The sequence below is a fragment of the Aquimarina sp. ERC-38 genome (assembly GCF_026222555.1).
GTDB lineage: Bacteria > Bacteroidota > Bacteroidia > Flavobacteriales > Flavobacteriaceae > Aquimarina.
In genome coordinates, this window is record NZ_CP098511.1 from 2876974 (window position 1) to 2896506 (window position 19533).

General features: G+C 33.7%; 18 protein-coding genes and 1 pseudogene. 3 read left to right on the forward strand and 16 right to left on the reverse strand.

The features are described 5' to 3' along the window. Positions 1–115: 115 nt before the first annotated feature. From NBT05_RS11890 to NBT05_RS11950, 13 genes are all read right to left on the reverse strand, one after another. On the reverse strand, positions 116–2983 hold the full coding sequence (locus NBT05_RS11890; protein ID WP_265770071.1) for an esterase-like activity of phytase family protein: 2868 nt from the start codon (positions 2981–2983) through the stop codon (positions 116–118). A 370-nt stretch (positions 2984–3353) separates the two neighbouring features. Beyond that, the gene (locus NBT05_RS11895; protein WP_265770072.1) at positions 3354–3962 is read right to left on the reverse strand and encodes a hypothetical protein; all 609 of its coding nucleotides are present in this window, start codon (positions 3960–3962) and stop codon (positions 3354–3356) included. An 83-nt stretch (positions 3963–4045) separates the two neighbouring features. Continuing rightward, positions 4046–5182 (reverse strand): amidohydrolase, encoded by a 1137-nt coding sequence (locus NBT05_RS11900; RefSeq protein ID WP_265770073.1) that lies wholly within the window; start codon positions 5180–5182, stop codon positions 4046–4048. Positions 5183–5436: 254 nt separating this feature from the next. Next, positions 5437–5904, reverse strand: a complete 468-nt coding sequence (locus NBT05_RS11905) for a hypothetical protein (RefSeq protein ID WP_265770074.1) — start codon at positions 5902–5904, stop codon at positions 5437–5439. Positions 5905–6111: 207 nt separating this feature from the next. After that, positions 6112–6927: a PhzF family phenazine biosynthesis protein gene (locus NBT05_RS11910; protein ID WP_265770075.1), complete on the reverse strand. Its 816-nt coding sequence runs from the start codon at positions 6925–6927 to the stop codon at positions 6112–6114. A 151-nt stretch (positions 6928–7078) separates the two neighbouring features. Then, positions 7079–7999 (reverse strand): NAD(P)-dependent alcohol dehydrogenase, encoded by a 921-nt coding sequence (locus NBT05_RS11915; protein ID WP_265770076.1) that lies wholly within the window; start codon positions 7997–7999, stop codon positions 7079–7081. 229 nt (positions 8000–8228) lie between these two features. Beyond that, positions 8229–9188 (reverse strand): S41 family peptidase, encoded by a 960-nt coding sequence (locus tag NBT05_RS11920; RefSeq protein WP_265770077.1) that lies wholly within the window; start codon positions 9186–9188, stop codon positions 8229–8231. Between the two features lie 515 nt (positions 9189–9703). Further along, on the reverse strand, positions 9704–10156 hold the full coding sequence (locus NBT05_RS11925) for an SRPBCC family protein (RefSeq protein ID WP_265770078.1): 453 nt from the start codon (positions 10154–10156) through the stop codon (positions 9704–9706). Beyond that, complete coding sequence (locus tag NBT05_RS11930; protein ID WP_265770079.1) at positions 10153–10479, reverse strand: ArsR/SmtB family transcription factor; 327 nt, start codon at positions 10477–10479, stop codon at positions 10153–10155. Before NBT05_RS11930 ends, NBT05_RS11925 begins: the two co-directional genes overlap by 4 nt. Before the next feature lie 160 nt (positions 10480–10639). Then, positions 10640–11545, reverse strand: a complete 906-nt coding sequence (locus NBT05_RS11935; RefSeq protein ID WP_265770080.1) for an ATP-grasp domain-containing protein — start codon at positions 11543–11545, stop codon at positions 10640–10642. Positions 11546–11604: 59 nt separating this feature from the next. After that, positions 11605–12486 carry a hypothetical protein gene (locus tag NBT05_RS11940; RefSeq protein WP_265770081.1) on the reverse strand — a complete coding sequence of 294 codons (882 nt, stop codon included), beginning with the start codon at positions 12484–12486 and terminating at the stop codon, positions 11605–11607. A 15-nt stretch (positions 12487–12501) separates the two neighbouring features. Then, positions 12502–13203 (reverse strand): hypothetical protein, encoded by a 702-nt coding sequence (locus NBT05_RS11945; RefSeq protein ID WP_265770082.1) that lies wholly within the window; start codon positions 13201–13203, stop codon positions 12502–12504. A 223-nt stretch (positions 13204–13426) separates the two neighbouring features. After that, the gene (locus NBT05_RS11950) at positions 13427–14320 is read right to left on the reverse strand and encodes a nucleotide disphospho-sugar-binding domain-containing protein (RefSeq protein ID WP_265770083.1); all 894 of its coding nucleotides are present in this window, start codon (positions 14318–14320) and stop codon (positions 13427–13429) included. A gap of 82 nt (positions 14321–14402) precedes the next feature. On the opposite strand from NBT05_RS11950, the gene NBT05_RS11955 reads away from it, so the two are divergent. Then, entirely contained in the window at positions 14403–15170 is a 768-nt protein-coding gene (locus NBT05_RS11955) for an IS5 family transposase (protein ID WP_265770084.1), read from the forward strand. Positions 15171–15186: 16 nt separating this feature from the next. Here NBT05_RS11955 and NBT05_RS11960 read toward each other — a convergent pair whose 3' ends face one another. Beyond that, positions 15187–15567 (reverse strand): glycosyltransferase, encoded by a 381-nt coding sequence (locus NBT05_RS11960; protein WP_265770085.1) that lies wholly within the window; start codon positions 15565–15567, stop codon positions 15187–15189. A gap of 129 nt (positions 15568–15696) precedes the next feature. On the opposite strand from NBT05_RS11960, the gene NBT05_RS11965 reads away from it, so the two are divergent. Continuing rightward, positions 15697–16617, forward strand: coding sequence for a transposase (locus NBT05_RS11965; RefSeq protein WP_265770086.1), 921 nt, complete (start codon positions 15697–15699; stop codon positions 16615–16617). A gap of 18 nt (positions 16618–16635) precedes the next feature. Next, a pseudogene (locus NBT05_RS11970) lies at positions 16636–17220 on the forward strand (transposase); the annotation flags it as partial. Positions 17221–17297: 77 nt separating this feature from the next. Here NBT05_RS11970 and dcm read toward each other — a convergent pair. Beyond that, entirely contained in the window at positions 17298–18425 is a 1128-nt protein-coding gene (dcm, locus tag NBT05_RS11975; protein ID WP_265770087.1) for a DNA (cytosine-5-)-methyltransferase, read from the reverse strand. Continuing rightward, the gene (locus NBT05_RS11980; protein WP_265770088.1) at positions 18426–19529 is read right to left on the reverse strand and encodes a hypothetical protein; all 1104 of its coding nucleotides are present in this window, start codon (positions 19527–19529) and stop codon (positions 18426–18428) included. Positions 19530–19533 lie beyond the last annotated feature (4 nt).

The following is a 19533-nucleotide window of genomic DNA, read 5'->3' on the forward strand; positions in this document are numbered from 1 at the left end:
AGATGTTACTGTAAATTAGTTTCCTTAATTTAGAAAGGTACTAATTATAGTTAGAATGACAATTACAGCTTTTCAAACAGCCTCATCAGGCTAATTTACATAATCAATATTTATATCATTCTTTAATTAATTTTCTTTTATAAAACGCACCGTTCATTTCTATTACAGCAATATAAACTCCGGAAGGAATTTGTTGAGTATTAGCTTGTGCTAAATTCCAGTGAACCGTATGTCCAAAACTATCTACGGTTTCTTCTAAAGTTTTTACCAATTGTCCGTTGATATTGTAGATAGTAATGTTAGCTTTAGTAGGCTCCTGAGCACTTAGTTCAAAGGATACTTTATCTGTAAAGGTGTTAGGATATACTTTTAGGTTTTTGTCTATGATTTGATATAATTCTTTTGCATTCTTTTTCCAGGTGGTGCCTAAAGGTTGGTCAAGCCAAACTAAAATAAATTCGTTATCATCTGGTAAGGAGGTACCTACATGTCGGCCTACGCTAAACGGATAATTATTATCATTTACAATTCCTACCAGGAAAGGGTTAAAGACAACTACACTCTCTATGGTCACAAAAGGAAAAGCAAATTCTCTACCAATACCTACGTCACCCGGTAAACCCGGAACGGACAGTTTAGCAAAATCATTCATATTTAATAGGTCAAGGTTTAGCTGTTTGGCCACTTCTTTTTCACCTTTGTTAAACTGAACTTCGTATACCGCCTTAAAGCCATTCAAGTCACCCTGTGAATCATCTCTTTCTATAATTACCCCACGGTTATCACTGAATAATACAAAATCCCCGATAGCGGTAGCTTTTTCGTTAAGTGGGTATTCAAAAATATTTTGGCTATACGCTTTTGAACGAATATCAAATTCATGGATAAGCAAGTTCTTGTTTTCAGCGTTTTCCAGAGGTTTTTCTAAAAGCGGATACAGTTTTTCTCCTTTTATATCGATGGCCATTCCTTCAAATCCACCGCTTCTTTTTACTAAAAACGGATGATTTAATTGGGTACTACGATATGGCCAGTACATACCGGCTAACCAGGGTGTGTTCTCACCATTTTGATCTTGTAAATTGGTTCCATCACCAGAAGTCCCCACTTTTGGGAAATCCCCGAATAAGCAAACCGTTCGAATGGATGGATAGTTTTGATGTGCAAGCAACAAAGTCCTAAAATCAAAACTCTGGATATCAGCTCGGTCTTCTAATTTATTAGCAATAATAGTTTCTACAATCTTTTGGGTAAAAACTTCAGGGGATAAGGTTCTTTCGGCAAAAACATCTCCCCGGTCATCTGTATCTGTACGCGGATTAATTTTAGTTTCTATATTATAACGTACTTGCGCAGCGTTTTTCCATCGTAGGCTTGCTTCAGGATGCGACTTACCTTCACCGTACTTATAATACCTCACGTAAGACCTTACAAAATCAAAAAGCTGCTGTAGTGAGGGCATTACGTAGGGATGCGGTAATCCGAATCGTTCGGTAAACGCAACGGATACCGGGGATAAATCCAAATCATTACTTTGTAACGGACGTCCGTCCAGTAATCTATCTGCGATAAAGGTGTTCTGAATTTCAGCTAAAGTCAAATCTTTTACCAATACTTCATCTTCATAAACATAAGGCATACTGTCAATTCTTCGCACTTTTGCTGCTTCAATATGCGGGTCATGATCCAATACCGGTATGGAATCACGGGTAATTCCGCAATCTGTTTCCAGAGTTGGCATGAGATTATCCAATGCTGCTTCCATAGAAGGTAAGGTATTCTCAGGACGTAAATTACGCGCTCCGCGGTGTCCCTGTGCGTCAAACTTGGTGATATCAATTAAACCTTCACTGGTAAGGAAATCTGCTTTTCCGTCCTGATCCCCATCAAAATTGCGTACTGCAGCTAATAACACATCCGGACTATCCGAGATAATTCCCTGTACTCCCAAATTCATTAGTAAGTTCATATTTACGGAATCATTAACGGTGTATACTACTACATCATGTCCGCCACGATTTAAGGAAGATATGTTAAAAATAGCACTGGAGGCTTCGGTAAGTTCTTCGGTTGGATTTTTACGATCTGCTACGAAGGTAGCTTCATTATTATCGTCTAACATTACAAACCAGGGGGACATTACCGGAGGTTTACTTCCAAATTGTGCAGCATGTGATCGCATGGCATTCATGATACGTAAAGCACTGGATTCTTCATTAAACGGATTTTGAGGCGATCTTAATTCACCACCTTCTTCGGAAACATTTGGAAGGGGGATAGGAGCACTCAATAAAATACCATTACGGTCAAACTGAAGAAGAAAAGGACCGAATTCATCTCCGATCCAATAATCCCCATTTGCGGTTTGTTGAATAGATTCGATATCAAAATCAGCTCCGGTTAAGATTCTTTCCGCAGAAAATTCATTAGTGATAGCAAAAGGAATTAAATTATTTGGATCTTTTAATTCGATAAAATTAAGAACTTCGATATCTCCCTGGTTTTTGTTTATTACCGATTTAAAATTAGGTTTGATGGTATATAACCTAAGATTATAACCGGCAGAATTTTCCATACTTCCGAAGCCATTATCCGAAAGAGCGATAAAAGTACCATCAAAGTTATTCAATACCGATGAAAAGCCCTGTACCGGTTGCTTATCTATAAAAGGGACGGGTTGTTTATTGATAGTATCCGTACCCAAATAACGTCCGGAAGTGGGTCCGGTAGCAAAGGTATTAGCGGGTAATACGGCACGGGAAACCAAAATATCTCCGAAGTTAAAGAAAGATTTTCCTAAACTTTTAGAAAAGTAGTTTTGACTAAAATTTTGATCTTGTTTTAGTTGAAATTTAGTAGTATTAGCTTCTTCTATCTGATGGGTTTGAGCCATCATTGGGATTGAAGACAACATACTGATTTTGGCAGCTCGTAACCAGGTTTTCCCTAATACTTTTAGCGTAAGACGCGTAACATACTTCATATTTTGAGTTTTAAATTAGTAGTGAAATTTTAATGAAGTAAAAGTATAAGAAGCGTGTTACGCCTGCGTTTTGTAGAGTTCACTAAAACTTTAGGAAGTTATTATTAAAGTGTTATGCGTGTAAAATTTTTGTTTTGTGGTATTAATATAAGGGTAGAAATTAATGTAAAATGAGTCATGAAGAAAGCGTTTATTTTAGACTCTTTTCTAACTTTTTAAGGTTTTATATGTATTAAATATTGTTATAATTTCTATTCTTTTACCATTGTTAAGCGTGGTTATTATTCTGTCTGCTTTTGAATCCATTCCATAAGTTCATCTTGCTTTAACTTCGATTAAGAAACTAATTACCTATGAGCGATATATGTTGCTATTGAGTGCCATTATCCGCTATGATTTCGACTACTGTTTTATTTCGCTCCGAAATCAGGTGAGCATCTTTTTCATTCACAAAGAAATTCGAGTTCGTCCAATTATTAAAATTAGTATTTAAATCTGCTAAATAATATTGTCCGGAAATCTCAAAGTCAATCATCGCCATTTGAAATTTATAAATTCCGTTTAAATCAAACATCGTTTTTCTTAAGAATTCCGTTAGTTCTGTGGGATATTTTGGATTTTCATTCCATGTTTGATATTCCGCTCCGAAAATTTCTTCTATGGTTGATGTATAAAAACAAACATCAAACCAGTTAAATCCAGTTTCAATCGACTCAGTTTCGTGAATATGGAATGTCTTAAATGGAATTGAATAATTGTCTAGATTTAAAATCCATTCATGTTCAAAATTTTCAATTTTAATATCGGTTACCTCGAAATTTTTGTTAAATGGTCCATCAACGTTTTCGAGTGATTTAATAAAATCAGTATATCGTTTTATTGGTTCCATATCTAGACTCGGACAAACTTGAATGCACAATTCATAAAATCCTCCGCACCTTAATTTTTCATTTTGAAATATGTCTTTTGTTTTAATCACGATGTCTTTTTTATACTCAACGGATCGTCTGTATCCTTTGTAGGCATTATCTTATAACGTAATACAGTTTGTAATTTTTTGTTTTACTGAGACAATACGTTAGTTATAATTTCTTTGAACATATCAATTCCTGTCTCTATTAATTCATCCGGAAAATCATAATTGGAATTATGCAAAGCTGGAGTATTCATACCTGCGCCTAATCCAAACATTGCAGTTTTGTAGTGAGTGGTAAACCACCCGAAGTCCTCCCCAAACTTAAATGGATACGGTCTTTCAATTATTTTAAATTTGTTTTTTTGAGCTGCTTTAATTACCTGTTGGTTACATTCACTATTATTTCTGCTTGCAGGAAAGTATTCAAGCCATTCTATTTTATACTCTAGATTATGACTTATACAAGTATCTTTTAGAATTGTCAATATTCTAGATTTTAACAAGTTCAATTCTTTTGTACCCCATGTTCTGATAGTATAATGTAATTCTCCATTTGAAGGTGAAATCCCATAAGATTTTTGTCCCATGTTTATATGTACACAGGTCAAAACAGAAAAATGGTCATCAAGTGGATTATTATTATTCAATTTGGATACGGCGTTTATAAATTTAGCAATCGCTAAACTTGGATTAATTCCGTTTTCTGGTTCTGCTGCATGTGACTCTTTTCCATTAAGAGTTATGATAAAACTTTGCACTTCAGCAGAAAATCCTTTATTCATTGTAATAACAGAGTTGAAAGGTGCTTGCGGAATATTATGAAGAGCAAAAATATAATCAGTATTAAGTTCTTTAAATTTTTTATCCTTAATTACTCTTTCAGCTCCTTTACCGTTTTCTTCTGATGGTTGAAATAGTAGTATTAATTTTCCGGAATTAAAAGATTGGTCTCTAAGCCAGAAAATTAAACCTGCTACCATTGCCATATGCCCATCATGTCCACATTTATGAGATATACCATTGTGCAGCGATTGATGTTCAAACTGATTATCCTCTTGAATGGGCAATGCATCTAGTTCGCAACGGATAGTAATAGTGTTTCCTTTTTGCGGAAATTCATAAATAGCAGCTAATCCAGTTCCTCCAATTTTTTCAATAATTTTTGTGGGGTGATGTTCTTCAACAAAATTCCGTATTCTTTTAGCAGTTTCAAATTCAGAACCCGATAATTCCGGATATTTGTGTAACTCTTTTCTTAATTCTATAATTTCTTTATTTACCAATTTTTCTAATCTGTTATAAAAGGATTTATCTTTTTAGGTGATTTTATTGTGCATAATAGGCTTGTGCATGAGTAGTAGTAGTAAACTAAAAGATAGTAACCTTTCGAATTAATATAGAGCTTAATTATGATACTTTTTTTAACTTTCAGTTCTAAATTCAAATAAGAAATTTAGCGGTCTTCGTAAATAAAAACAAATCTTTCGGTTTAGCAATAATTAGCTATGTTTTATTTACCTACCGTGTTAACCATAATTTATTTTTCAATTAATTCCGTTTTAAATTCCAGCCAAATAGTCAAAATATTTTCTGCTTTTTCTATTTTAATATTATCAGTCGTATTTATAATTGTTAACGTAATATTATTGGTAAGTCTCTTTTCAGCACGTTTTATATTCCGCCAAAATAGTTTAGAGTTTTCTTTATCTAATTCTTTCTTATTCATGTACAATTTTCCAATAACATAATATGGGATTACATATAAATGATGATTGTCATAATCGTGTGGCATGAATTCGTCCATTCCTTGTCCGACATCTTTGGTCAAATCAATTCCAAGTTGCTTTTCAAGTCCGTTTAGGTCGGATTGTACCTTAGAAATTTTATTTACATAATTTACGCAATCCGGACAGTCGCATATAAATCCGCTTTGAGATTTATAGAATTTTTCAGTTGCAATTCGATCAATTTCTAATTTTATATTTCCTAATTCTACAGTTATCATTTAATTCTGATTAACGGTTAGTGTAAAGAATGTAGGGCGGGCCATAATTATTGTCATTTTGGTTTGTTATATAATTAGATAAACATATTATTCTTAAATTTTTCACTGTGAACGCCAAATTTTATATATAGCGAACCTTATTAATAGTAACAACCAGTTTGGTTTAGCACAAATCCTATATTTTATATGGATTATAAGCCTACGTCTTTATATTCTCAGTTCTCCTTTTAAAATTATTTGTGCTTCACTTTTTATTGTCAATTTGCTATCATTAATCAATTCAACTTCCATGAAACCAGTTCTTTCAGAACATTGAAAAGATTTCATTCTTTTTTTATTCAACCTTTCAGACCAATATTTTGCTAAAAAAGTGTGAGTTCCTCCAGTTACAGGGTCTTCATTCGTTCCACTCCAAGGCCAAAAATATCTTGATTCAAAGTCAAAGTTATTCTTATCGGATATTGCAGTAACCAGCACGCCGTTAATAGAATCATGAGAAGCTTTTAACTTTTCAAAATTAGGTGTGAGATTGTTTAAAAGCAGACAGCTTTCTATCTCAATCAGTAAAATGTTTGTTTCTTTATTAAACTCACTATTTACGATTCTTTCTATTCCAAGTGCTTTTAATAATTCGTCAGGAGCATTTTGAGGCATTGTATCATATACAGGAAATTCCATCTCGATTTTTTCTTGAAATTTTTTAACCATTAAATCCAAACCCTGAATATTCTTGAAGTGAATATCATTTATCTCGGGATTAATTTCAAAAAGAACTTTTGAGGATGCGAGAGTTGCATGTCCGCAGAGTGGAATTTCCATTACTGGAGAAAAGTATCTTATGGAATATTTATTAGGTTGATCTATTAGCTTTATGAAAGCCGTTTCAGAAAGCCCTAATTCTTTTGCGATAGCTAACATTTGCTCATCTGTCATTTTCTGACTTAAAAGACAAACTCCAGCAGGGTTTCCTTTAAACGGTTTGTCGGTAAAAGAATCAACTATATAGGTTTCTATTTTTGTCATTTTTTATGATTGGTGCTAAAAGTGTTGTACAAGATTAGTTGTGTGGTTTAAGTACTAAAGTTAGCAAATAGATCATAAATAGAAGGTCCGTAAAGACTTTCGTAAGTATTCGAGAACAAGCAATTACTCGTAGCCATTGGTATATGTTCGTTTATTGTAATATATTAATTATCACATTTCCCCTTTTTCGCCCTTTGTCAACATATTCGTGAGCTTTTACTATTTCATCAAGTTTAAAGGATTTGTCGATAAAAGATTTTAATTCTCCTTTTTCAGCCATAACTTTTATCAGCTTAAGATGTTCATCTTTTTCTTTTGTTAGCATTTTAACTGAAACGAAAGTGCCTCCGGTTTTAAGAACCTTTTTTGCTTTTGCTTTTGATGTTTTTCCAACAGCATCGAAGATTATATCGAATTTTTCATTGCCTTTATAATAGTCATCTTTTTTATAATTTATTAAACTTACAGCACCTAATGATTTTACCATCTTAAAATTCGAGGTGCTACATACACCTGTTACTATTGAACCTTTTTGATTCGCAAATTGTACAGCATAGCTTCCAACGCTTCCGGAAGCTCCATAAATTAAAACGTTTTGTCCGTTTTTCAAATTGGCTTTTTCTAAAAGGTACATAGCAGTCATTGCTCCAATTGGTAATGCGGCAGCCTCATGATAACTCAAATTCTCTGGTTTTAATGCAATCACACCATGTTTCCATTTTTTCGGCAGGCATATATATTCAGCATACGAACCTGTATTCAACATTGTAGTTGTCCCAAATACACTATCTCCCACGTTAAATTCAGTGACGTTTTTTCCAACTTCTTCAACTATTCCAGATAATTCATGTCCTAAAATTCTCTTCTTAGGTTTGAAAAGTCCAAAAATTAACCTTGCAGGAAGCCAAAAGAAAGGTGGAAAATCAGAGCTTCGAAGTCTAACATCTCCCGAAGTAACCGTGGCTGCATATATTTTTACTAGAACCTCATCTTCTTTAGGTTTGGGTTTTTCTATACTCTTTAGTTTAAGGACTTTTGGCGGACCATATTTTTCATAAACTACTGCTTTCATATTTGTTCTTAGGTATTCTGGAAATGACACATAACGGACTTGTTTATGAAATTTAGCGTGTAAATAGGATCTAACATTTCTGACTATACACTGCGCCTAATTTTTATATTTAGCTTTAATTTTCCAGTTTTACATTTAAATTAAAAATTTAGCGGTCTTTACAAATAATACAGGAAAATTTCAATTAAACACCTAACTAGCTATATTTTATACACTTTATTAACAATAGTTATTTTTTATTTAAAATTATTTCGATTGCTTTTTTCTTAGCACTTTCACTCTTAACATTCACATCAGGTATTACTCCTTTTCGCTCCCAATTTGTTTTTGTTATTTCATTCACCGGCATTGCCGTTGAAATAGAAATTCTAAAATTATCGGATAAGGAAAAATATTCATTATTATGTGCTGAACCAGCTGATTTTTCTCCGATGATTATGGCTTTTCCAAAAGCTTGTAAGGTATAGGCAAAATATTCTGAGGCAGAACCTGTATTTCCATTTATCAAAATATATAATGGTTTTCCAATTCTTAATTTTCCATATACCAAATCCGATGTGTATTTGGTATATGCCGTCATTTTAGGATCCGAAAAGTAAGTTGTAGAAAGTAATGTTGGCGGGCCATCAAAATAATGATTTATAATATATTCTAAGACACCTGGATAACCCCCGCCATTATCACGAATGTCGATGATTAAATTTTCTGTATTCTCTACCATTTTCATAGCAGCAACTGCAGTTTGCATAGAACGTTTTGGCTGCATGAACTCCACTATTTTAATGTACCCAGTATTGTTCTCTAAAATTTGGATTTCTGTAAAACCATAGTTGAGTTTTATTTCAAGTGCTTTTTCCTGTGCTTCCCAATCTTTAGTTCCTGCTGTTTTAGTATCACTTGCCTTTAGATGATTTATATACATATGACCATCTTTACTTATTCTTTTTAAATCTTTAGAGAGTACATTAACTAAAGTGTCAGAATTTCTGATTGAATAATACTTACCAGAATTCATTTCATGCTTAAAATCAATCGCTATTTGCTTCCCCTTTTCTTTATCTACATAATTACTTTCAATTAATTCAGGAATAGAGTAGATAATTGTTTTAATTTTCTCTTTTGTTAAGTTTTGTGAATAGGTATGGGCTTGGGAGATTATTACTAGCAGTAAAATAATAATATTTTGCATTGTCTCTTATTCTAATTATTGCCAACGTTTTGTCTATGAGCAGTAGGGCATTTAAAGTCACTAAACTGTCAGCCAACAAGATACTTATTAAAATACAAAAACAATTCAAGTTTACACTTAAACCGCTATTGCTTACACAATTTATTAGCAACAGTTATTTATTTCTTTTTCCAAAAAGTGTATGAAGTTATTAATAATAACATAACCAATGGTGGAGAAATATGGTCATGAACCGGAGCATTTAATTCTGCAATAAAAGCCAATAAGAAAAGAAAGAGAAAACCGCTATATGTCCATTCTTTCAAAACTTCAGATTTATTTGTCCATATGGCGATTAACCCTAAAGTTTTGCTATTATTAGGGGAAATATTAGTTAAATGAAAAGCTTATTTCTGAAAACCTTGTTGCAAATTCAGTATTGAATATACTATTACTAATAGTTGCCAATATCATAAGTGTAAGCAAGCTGGTTGAAACGAAGTAAAAGGTTTTTTTAGTCCTTAATTTCATTTTTGTTAATTCAATGTTTCTAAAAACTTTTCTAACCTATCCAAAGCTGAACCCCAACCGTTATAGAATCCCATTTCTTCTTGTTGTTTACAATATTCAGGTGTTGCGTGAACAACACTAAAAGTAAACTTGGTTTTATCTCCATCTGCTTCAAAGTAGGTTTGTAATTCTACGTTTTCGGTCATAGGTTTAAAGTCCGCAGAAGTAATTATTTTTTTAAATTCTTCAATTTCTTTATATTTCCCTTCCGATATAAATTCGTTTCCGTTAGGCATTGGCATTGAGTATTTCCATTTTCCTCCAACTTTAAAATCATGCTGAATTACTTTGATTTCCATTCCATTTGGAGCCCACCATTTTAGAATGTGTTCAGATTGTGTCCAAGCATCCCAAACTAATTGTATAGGTGCATTAAATGTTTTCTCTATTGTTAGAGTTCTGTTTGCTAAATCGCTCATTTTTTATCGTTTTTTGTTTTTATTTGATTAATGTAATTTTCAAAGGAGTCTATTCTGTCTTCCCATAATTTATTGTACTGTTTTATCCACAAAAAAGCAGGGATTAGTTTCTGTGGTTGAATTAAACATAAACGCTCTCTACCAATTTGGTTAAAATCAATTATTCCGCATTCGTTTAAAATTTTTAAATGTTTAGAAATTGCAGGTCTACTGATTTCAAACTTTTCTGCAACTTCATTTACGCTTAAAGTTTCGGTAGCAAGCAATTCAATAATGTCTCGTCTGACTGGGTCCGCAATTGCTTGAAAAACATCTCTTCTCATTGTAAGTGTAACTGTTCGGTTACGAATATAAATGTAATCATTTAGTTACGCAAATTATTATGTTAAAAAATGATTTTGGTAAAGAATTTTGGAGGTGTTTTATTAATTATTGTTAGCTTCTGTTGTATGTTGCGTTTGCTTCCCGAAGGGAACAAATGAACTATAAAAATTGTTTCAGTGTGTTTTCTTTTAATCTATTATAAAATTCATTTTTGTCGGCATTATCAGGTAATCCAGCAACTTGTCCGTCTCCAAGTTCCATAATGATCCATTCTCCGTTTTTCTTTTTAGCAACGTCCATTGTGAAGAAACTACTATCAATTTTCTGAGCTATTTCTATAAAATTATCAAGTTCAGGTTTTGTTTCTCCATAATCTCCTTCGTCCCAGTAATCAAATACTTTAACTATTTTCTTATTTGCAAAAAAGATTCTAAACTCTTTTGTTAAAGGCATTCCACTTTTTGAGTGCTCAGCTAAATATTCAAGTTCTTCAAATTGTCTAAATACCAATCCTTCATTTAGAGAATCTCCTCTTAATTCAATGAATTTGCTAACAATAGATTTTACTTTGTCCGAATTAGATGCGTCTGGAATAAAGCAAGCTTCTTCCCAGTTATGTTTTTCGGATTTTACATAGTCTTTGACGATTATTGAACTGTCTCCAAATTCACTAGTCAATTTTAGTATTGAATCTTCATTCAATTCCCTTGTCCAATTAGATTTAGGAGTTTTTGATTCTATTTTATTGTATGATTCTGGTAAGTAATGGCAATGCTTATACTCGGCTGGAGAATTTATTAACTCGATATTCTTTCTTAAAAGTCCATTATAAAGATTCTGGTATTGAGTTAGAGTAAGCATCCACCCTCGATAGATTCCAAATTCTTTGCGTTCGACTTCTTTTATAAATTTTAGAGCCGTAGCAATATTTCCATCTGTCAATTCTTCAAAACTGATTAAAGAAAAGTCAAATCCAACATTAATAGCAGATTTCTTTTCTTCTTCATAATCAGGCTCGATTATTTTATTATCAAATACACTATCGCAATATATTATTCTCATCATTTATTTTTTCACAATGCACTACAACTGTTTGGCTATGAGAGGTAGTATACCACAAAGCGCTATTGCTCTAAGGTTTTGTTGTGTGCAGTTTTTTTTATTTCATATTCAAATTTAAGAACTTTTAAATTCCATAAAGTCAAAGTTTGTGTTGCGGTAATTCTATCATTTAAGCTTTTTACTACCAATTTGTCCTTAAAAGATCTGATAAATTTAGTCCATAACTGATCTTTTGAATCTTTAAGTAAAAAATAAAATCCACTATCTCCAATTCTTTGTCCCGAAGAATCTAAAATGAGTTCTCCTTTTTCACCAACTCTAGGAGTCAATATCACCGTTGCATTTCCATTTGGTAAAGGAAAAATAGCCTTGATACAAATCCGTTTGTTTGGTAAAGAGCAGGTCTCATAAACTCCTGAGTAAACAACTTGACCTGTTGATTTAATAGTCCTCAGCCAAATTGTCCTTTTGATTACATTTGTCTTTTTATCGACTAGTTTTATAATTTCATTCGTTAGTCCTGATGCATCTTCTAAGTTTTCTATCGGAACATTCAGTTGTTCAATTCTCCTACTAAAAACATTTTTTATGAAGATTCCAAAAATTTTGAAAAATGGGTTCCATTTTGCCTTTAGAAGCAGATCATAATTTGATGTGTTTTCATAGAAGTCAATTACGTTTGGAGATAGTCTTTTGAGTTCAGTTTCTGGCAGTCCTAGATTTAGAATTGAATCAAGTAGTCCTTTATTTTTTCTTTGGCTATCAATGACTGAATCCTCATCTTTAGCTAATTGGTCAACGAATTTAATCCCAATTCCTTTTATCCCGCCAAACGGTCCTAAAAGCCATTGATAGTTTTTATTGTCAATTCGCTGTCCAAACAGTATCACCCATTGTTGAGTAATCCAATCCTGAATGCTTTGATTTTTTCTAGCTAGTCCCATCTCCACAGATAAGGTTTAAAGAATGGGAATAAAATTGGACTTACCTTTCCATTTTCCAAACTCCGCTAAAGGCTTAAATCGAAGAGTGATAAACTCAAAATGAAAGTCTTTTCTTTCCCTTTCTTGCATTGCCTTTGAATGCCTTTTTGGTTTCTCCACTTTACTATAACCATGCACCATATCGGTCATTTCTTTCTCAGATTTCCAAATTGAAAAGGTTGAGACTGTGTTAGGGAATTTAACTGAGGCTAAGGAGAGAGTAGTTCCTGGGTGCTCTTTGACAAGCTTCTCGACGGGTTTTCCCCAATGTATAAATCTAGGAACTGCCAGAGGTTTCATTCTTGCTATTGTAACAGCAACAACAGGAGAATTTGGACTTTCTAATTGGTCTTTTTCATTTGGTAAATTAAATCCGCTAAACTTTCCCCATTCTCTAATAAAAGACAAACGCACATGCCAACCTTTTGCTAAAGTTCTTCCAAAATTGTCTTGTTTTAAATAGGATTCAAGTGCATTTTCATTTTTCCATTGTATAAAGACAGCAACTTGTCCTATCAAAATTCTAGAAGGTGAAAAGATGGAAGAACCTAAAGTCATTGTAGTCATGTATTCGGAATGAACAAGTCCTTTAGTGTCTTTGGAAATTGGACTTGAGAATATCCTCCTTACTGCTTCAAAAAATGGAAGTTCGATTAAATGATAAGAGAATATGCTCACTTTGTTTTTATTTGAATTGCTAGTTCTTTAGGTTTCTTTAAATTATATACAACGTTATAAATATGTGTCGTAGCAAAGCAAAATGTTACCAAGCCATCGACTTATTCTGCGTTGATTTTATAACTTTTTCATCATAAAATTTTTACGCCAAAGCAAATATTTGAGAACCATCAAATTTATTACTATAACTTGCTATGATATATACTTGGTATTGTAACCAGTTTTAATTTATTATTGAGTTATAAATTTCATCTTTAAAGTTTTCCTTTTGAATATCAATACTCATTTTTTTTGCATTGTCCTTGTACTTCTTATTGCTGATAAGATCAATTATTTTTGGTTCGAGATTATTGATTGTTATTTTACTAATATCAATCCCCAAAGGTCCAACTCCTTTTTGGTGAATAATTTTATTCCAAACATACTGGTCAATTATATGGGGAATGATCAAATTGGCACAGCCATATTTCAATGCCATGTGTGTTGTCCCAGAACCACCGTGATGGATAACTGAATGCGCTTTTGGAAAAATCCAATCATAAGGGATGTTTTCCATAAAATGAATTAGGGGATTGGGGTAATTTTTAGGACGAATAATACCTCCTGCACAGGTATTGATAATAGCAGCGATTTTATTGCTTTCAAGAATTTTAAGTATCGTTTCTGTTTTCTTTTCAGGACAATCATTAATCATACTGCCAAAAGTTATGAAAACGAATTTAGAATGCTGCTGCAAGAAATTGTCTAATTCAATTGATGGAGTCCAATTTCTTGTTTTATCTCTTTCCTGAAATCCTAAAACTTTTAGGTTAGCGTTCCAATATTCAGGTCTTTGAAAAAGAGAAGGTGATATGGTGTATATAACACTGTTGTCTAAAAATGCTTTTTTGATTTTTTTGGCAGTTGCTCTTCTATCTTTGTTTGCTAGCCATTTTTGAGAATATGTTACGCTTTTAACTAGACCAAAGTTGACTAATCTATAGGTTAATTTATTAATAAATTTTCCGAAATTTTTGTGAAAAATAATGTGAGGGTGATCTTTCACATAATGCATATATGGTACTGGGCTAATTAGGGTAGTTTTTCCTTTGTTTTCTATACTCCAAAGTAAGAGCATGTTTAAACTAAATTTTCGGATAATTTTTTTGTTAAAAAGCTGGATAGTCTAAACTTTGTAGTTGACTAAAACAACAATGTTTATGCAATCTAAATATAACAGATTAACTACCCAGCAATGGGAATATATGGAATTATTTTTACCTAAGAAAACCCGGGGGCATTATAAACTACGGGATATTGTAGACGCTATTTTATGGCAACTCCGTACAGGTACTCAGTGGCGTAACCTCCCGGATAGTTTTCCAAAATGGCAAAGTGTATACTATTACTTTCGCAAATGGCAAAAAGATGGGACACAAGAGAGATTAAATATTGAGCTTAACAAAATGGAGCGGAACCGACAAGGGAAAGAACCAACACCTAGCTTGTTATCCATTGATAGTCAATCCATAAAGTCCGGTCCTTTTACAAGTATGTCAAAAGGGGTTGACGGTAATAAAAAGGTAAATGGCCGTAAACGTCACGTAATTACTGATACGTTAGGTTTAGTTTGGGGGGTTGTTGTAGGGGCTGCCAATGAAGCTGATGGGGTAGTAGCCAACAAAGTTGTGGAACCTTTATTAGGGTACCTGGATAGGATGGAAAAAATAGTAGCTGATCATGCCTACAAAACAATATTTAAGAGGTGGGCTGAAGAAAATGTAATTGGACTTGAGGTAAAGATATCATCAACTCCCCCATCCACAAAAGGTTTTGTTCCCTTGAAGTGGAGATGGGTAACTGAAAGGACTTTCGGTATCTTCAACTTCTTCAGAAGACTCGATAAAGACTATGAAAAAACGAAGGAAAGTCAAGAATCTTGGGTATTATGGCAGAATTGTCAAATCATTCTCAATAGAATAAGGTAATTTATAAGAATCTTATTTAAACATGCTCTAAAGGATATATTGCTTTTGAATGATGGATAATTCTATCGGGTTTTTGCGCTTCTATAAAGCTTTCGTGTTTTTTTATTATTTCTTCATTTGCTTTTGGTTGCATAGAAATGAGTTTACGATATGCTTTTAGTTTTTTTATTCCAAATTTCCCTCCACTCATTGCAATTCTACCTGCAGAACTATCTAATAATTCGATAAACTTTGATCCCAAAGAAGCAAATTCAAATCCAGAATCTATAGCAAGATGTCTAAACTGTTCAGGAAAAAGACAAATAACTTGATGTCCATGTGCTTTTAATATTTCACCAATTGCTAAGAATGGCTCCATATCTCCTCGAGTACCTATGGATGTTAAAATTATTTTCATTCAATTGGTTACAACGTTTTGTATAAAATTCGTTTTAATGCATTTTTACACTTTGTGCTTGTTGCACAAGATAGTAAAAAGCTAACATTGGTTTAATATGTTTAGTTGATAGATTTCTTATCTTGAAGTATGCAAGGCAAGAAAATATATCAGGAGAAGTTGTTCAGTAATTTCCAGCTTAGTAACCGTGTTGGCAAAGGTAATTTCTACCGCAGGCTCAAAGAGGCTTTGGACCTGGACTATTTATACAATCTTACTTCAAAGTTTTATGGTTCTAGCGGTCAAAAAAGTATTGATCCAGTTGTTTTCTTCAAACTCTGTTTGGTAGGTTATCTGGAGAATATCATAAGTGACCGCAAGCTTATTGATCACTGCAGTATGCGACTGGATATTCTTTATTTTTTAGGGTATGATATTGATGAAGAACTTCCTTGGCATTCGACTATCTCGAGAACACGTCAGTTATTTCCGGAGTCCATATTTGAAGAGGTTTTTACTAAAGTACTTGAATTATGTGTGGAAAAAGGTATGGTCAGTGGTCACACCCAAGCTATTGACAGCGCCCCTGTAAAAGCCAATGCCTCCATGGATAGTTTAGAGCTTAAAGTCCCAAGCCAAGATCTGGATGCCCACCTGGCAGAAGTACGCCATATCAGCAAAAGGGATAAACAAACCTTCAGAAAAGCAAAGCAGGATAAATCCAGTAAAGACCAAAGAATCATTACTGCTAATGAGAAAGAACTGCAAGGAATCACTTCCAGGAACAAAAGATGGTCAAAAGATCAGGATCAGCGCCCGGGAGCTGGAAACAAAGGAAGTCGTTATACGAGCAATAAAACTCATTACAGCCCCACAGATCCGGATGCAAGGATCAATGTTAAGCCAGGTAAGGCCAGAAAACTGAACTATTTAAGCCAACTCAGCGTAGATACAAACAACCACGTCATTACCGATATAAAAGCTTACCATGCAGACGGCAAGGATAACCAGCAACTACCTGATATTGTAAAGCGCTTACAAAGGCGGTTATGGAAGCAAGGTATGATTTAGGAAAACTGTGTAGCTGATACCGGTTATAGTAGTGGAGAGAACTATGCATTTTTGGAAAGTCAAGGTATAAAAAGTTTTATACCGCCTCACGGCACCTATAAGGGTGGTCCGGATGGTTTTCAGTATATAGAAACAGAAGATCATTATCTGTGTCCCAAAGGAAACGTAATCCCATTTACCAAAGAGTTTTTAGATCATAGAACCAAAACCAGAAAGAAGGTATACAGGGCCAGTAAAAAGATATGTACCGGTTGTCCACTGCGTAAAGAATGCCTAAAGAGCAGTCAGGAGAAACGAATAACGGTTACTTATTACCGGGCGGAATATGAGCGTAACATAGCTAGAGTAAACAGTAAACAGGGGCGCTATATGAAAGCCAAACGGCAGAGTACTGTGGAGCCGGTATTTGGGACTCTTACCCAATTTATGGGGCTTCGAAAAATTAATACTATTGGAATCCAGCAAGCAAACAAGATTATGCACATGGCTGCTATTGCTTATAACTTAAAGAAATACCTGAAATTCACCAAGAAAAACCCAATAAGTAAAGTGGGAGTCTATTTAGCCCATAATTTTTCGATTAAAATGCCTTTTAAGGCATAAAATAAGCAATTTAGCGCTAGTTGTATTGAGGTAGTTATGAATATATGCTTTTAGAAAATCAGGGCTTAAACTCAAGATTATTGATTATCCTTTGACTTTTTAGGGGCTTGTGCAACGGTTACCATTGTTGTGTACCGTTTTTTTAGCTTTGGTTTGGGTAATGTTGCAATAGCTTCTCCTGCGCCAACATAAAGAGGTAAACCTAGAAGGTTTGGTTGACTAAAATGTGTGGGATTGGGAAATTTAAAGCCATTCAAGTTTTTAGAAGCTACGAAAAAAACCCTTCTTCTTTTTTGAGGTGTTCCATAATCTGCTGAATTTAATTCTTTATGAATTACTTCGTAGCCAATATCAGAATAGGACTTTTTGATAAGTTCAATCATGTTTGCAGATTTAACTTGTGTTAAGCCATAAACATTTTCCATAACCACCATTTTGGGCTGTAAGTTTTTAACCTGTAAGATAAAGTCCGAATATAGTTTCCCCAGAGGGTCTTTTGTTGCTTTTTGTTTACCAGCAACGCTAAAAGGTTGGCATGGTGGTCCTCCAATAACAATATCGGGATTGGATCCAATGGCAAGTTTTACTTCTTCACTTGATAATTCCCTGATATCCTCTCTTAGGAAATTCCAGTTTGGACGATTTGAATTTATGGTCATTTCTGACCATTTTTCTATATCAGAAGTGAAAAGAGTCTCAAAATTCAGGATATCGTCAGATGCTTTTTCAAACCCAATATCAAGCCCTCCAGCACCACTAAAAAATGATGCAATTTTCATATTTCCAGAATAATTGGAACTTATAAGGAATTCTTTAACAGATGTAGCTACTGCTTTCGCTAAATTAATTGGTACTGCATTTCCTATCTGCTTTTGAACTTGACCCAATGTGCCACAAAATTCCCAATCTATAGGAAAGTCTTGAAGACAAGCCGCTTCCCTAGGAGTTATATATCGGTCTTCAGTTGGATGAACAAATTTATTGAATATATATGCGGTTACAGTTAATGATGGTATCGCGTTCTCTAATCTATAAAGACGCATATTTGGACCGCCAGTTTTTTTATCTCCCTTTCGAATAAAGCTTTCGTGTTGAAGATATTCTGGTAAATCTCCCATTTTACCACCTTCTTTTAGGTGTTTGAAACGCTCCAAAACAATGCCTGAATATTCACGAGTTATATGGTTAGTCATTACTTGTTTCATTTATCTCAATATTGGAGAGTCCAAAGTTATTAAATGGTCAAAAATATACTTCAGATTATCTTTTTTAATATATTCAAAATCATCATTTTTTTCTAGACTATTTTCCGTACTCCATAATAGTTCGATAAACGGGTCAACATAATCTTTTCTATGTCTATAAGCTGGTAAATTAGAAATAAGAGCGGTCTCTATATTTGGATTGTCTTTGTTAATCACTCCCAACTTCAATACCTGATAAATACCTTTTTTGATATCATCTGTTCGATCCATTCCAGCACTAGTCTTACTGTCACTAATAGATTCTTTTTGAGGCCAACCATCACGCTCTTTTGCTATTTTAGGTGGGCCACCAGAAGCATTTGCTAAATAGTAAAAAGGTGAATTTCTATCCTTATTTTCATAGGCTAGTCTAGCTTTATTCCAAATATTTGACATGCTAATGATTCTTTCTTTATTTGCATTATTTGTAAGAAAGTCTGCAACAGGTTGGAATGGCCAATTGTCTGATTTGACTGTGCCTAAGGGAATTGCTTCTCCGTTATGCATATAAATTGCTGATTCTAGTTCTCTGAACTGTGAAGAAGTTAAAGTACAAGGCAAATGTTTATCACTAGCTTGATTTGATTTCACTAATAATGGAAAAGTTAGTAAAGGTGCTGATTTCACTTCTGCAAGTATTGTTTTCCCATCTTTATGCACTAATCGTGCATCAGCTGTTTCAGTTCCTCCAATACTGTATACTTCCGTAAATTCATCAAAAAGAATTTCAACGAATTTCAATATCATTTCACTACTCAGTTTACCCAATGCTCCTGATTGAGGCTTTGTTGCTTTTTGATATTGCCAAGTTCCATTTTTTTCGTAGCATGGACTACATAAATTGATAAAACCTATATGGCTATTAAATCCGCTTGGACAAGATGGACATGTCTGTAAATGACGTTCTAAGCCCGAGGTACTGTCAATATATGCTAATGACATACAAAGATCGAATACAAAAGCTCGATATTCTTTTGGTTGTTCCTTTAGCCAATTAATTATTCTAATAGCATCCATTTTCCATGGATAGTCAATAAGTGGTTCTTTTATATTGTATTCTTTCATGTTT

Bases quoted from the DNA above. Each gene is read 5' to 3' on its own strand.
- NBT05_RS11980 (WP_265770088.1), bottom strand. From the start codon at position 19,529: ATGAAAGAATACAATATAAAAGAACCACTTATTGACTATCCATGGAAA.
- dcm (WP_265770087.1), bottom strand. From the start codon at position 18,425: ATGAAACAAGTAATGACTAACCATATAACTCGTGAATATTCAGGCATT.
- NBT05_RS11935 (WP_265770080.1), bottom strand. From the start codon at position 11,545: ATGATGAGAATAATATATTGCGATAGTGTATTTGATAATAAAATAATC.
- NBT05_RS11955 (WP_265770084.1), top strand. From the start codon at position 14,403: ATGCAATCTAAATATAACAGATTAACTACCCAGCAATGGGAATATATG.
- NBT05_RS11890 (WP_265770071.1), bottom strand. From the start codon at position 2,983: ATGAAGTATGTTACGCGTCTTACGCTAAAAGTATTAGGGAAAACCTGG.
- NBT05_RS11920 (WP_265770077.1), bottom strand. From the start codon at position 9,188: ATGCAAAATATTATTATTTTACTGCTAGTAATAATCTCCCAAGCCCAT.
- NBT05_RS11915 (WP_265770076.1), bottom strand. From the start codon at position 7,999: ATGAAAGCAGTAGTTTATGAAAAATATGGTCCGCCAAAAGTCCTTAAA.
- NBT05_RS11925 (WP_265770078.1), bottom strand. From the start codon at position 10,156: ATGAGCGATTTAGCAAACAGAACTCTAACAATAGAGAAAACATTTAAT.
- NBT05_RS11950 (WP_265770083.1), bottom strand. From the start codon at position 14,320: ATGCTCTTACTTTGGAGTATAGAAAACAAAGGAAAAACTACCCTAATT.
- NBT05_RS11960 (WP_265770085.1), bottom strand. From the start codon at position 15,567: ATGAAAATAATTTTAACATCCATAGGTACTCGAGGAGATATGGAGCCA.
- NBT05_RS11930 (WP_265770079.1), bottom strand. From the start codon at position 10,479: ATGAGAAGAGATGTTTTTCAAGCAATTGCGGACCCAGTCAGACGAGAC.
- NBT05_RS11940 (WP_265770081.1), bottom strand. From the start codon at position 12,486: ATGGGACTAGCTAGAAAAAATCAAAGCATTCAGGATTGGATTACTCAA.
- NBT05_RS11905 (WP_265770074.1), bottom strand. From the start codon at position 5,904: ATGATAACTGTAGAATTAGGAAATATAAAATTAGAAATTGATCGAATT.
- NBT05_RS11910 (WP_265770075.1), bottom strand. From the start codon at position 6,927: ATGACAAAAATAGAAACCTATATAGTTGATTCTTTTACCGACAAACCG.
- NBT05_RS11965 (WP_265770086.1), top strand. From the start codon at position 15,697: ATGCAAGGCAAGAAAATATATCAGGAGAAGTTGTTCAGTAATTTCCAG.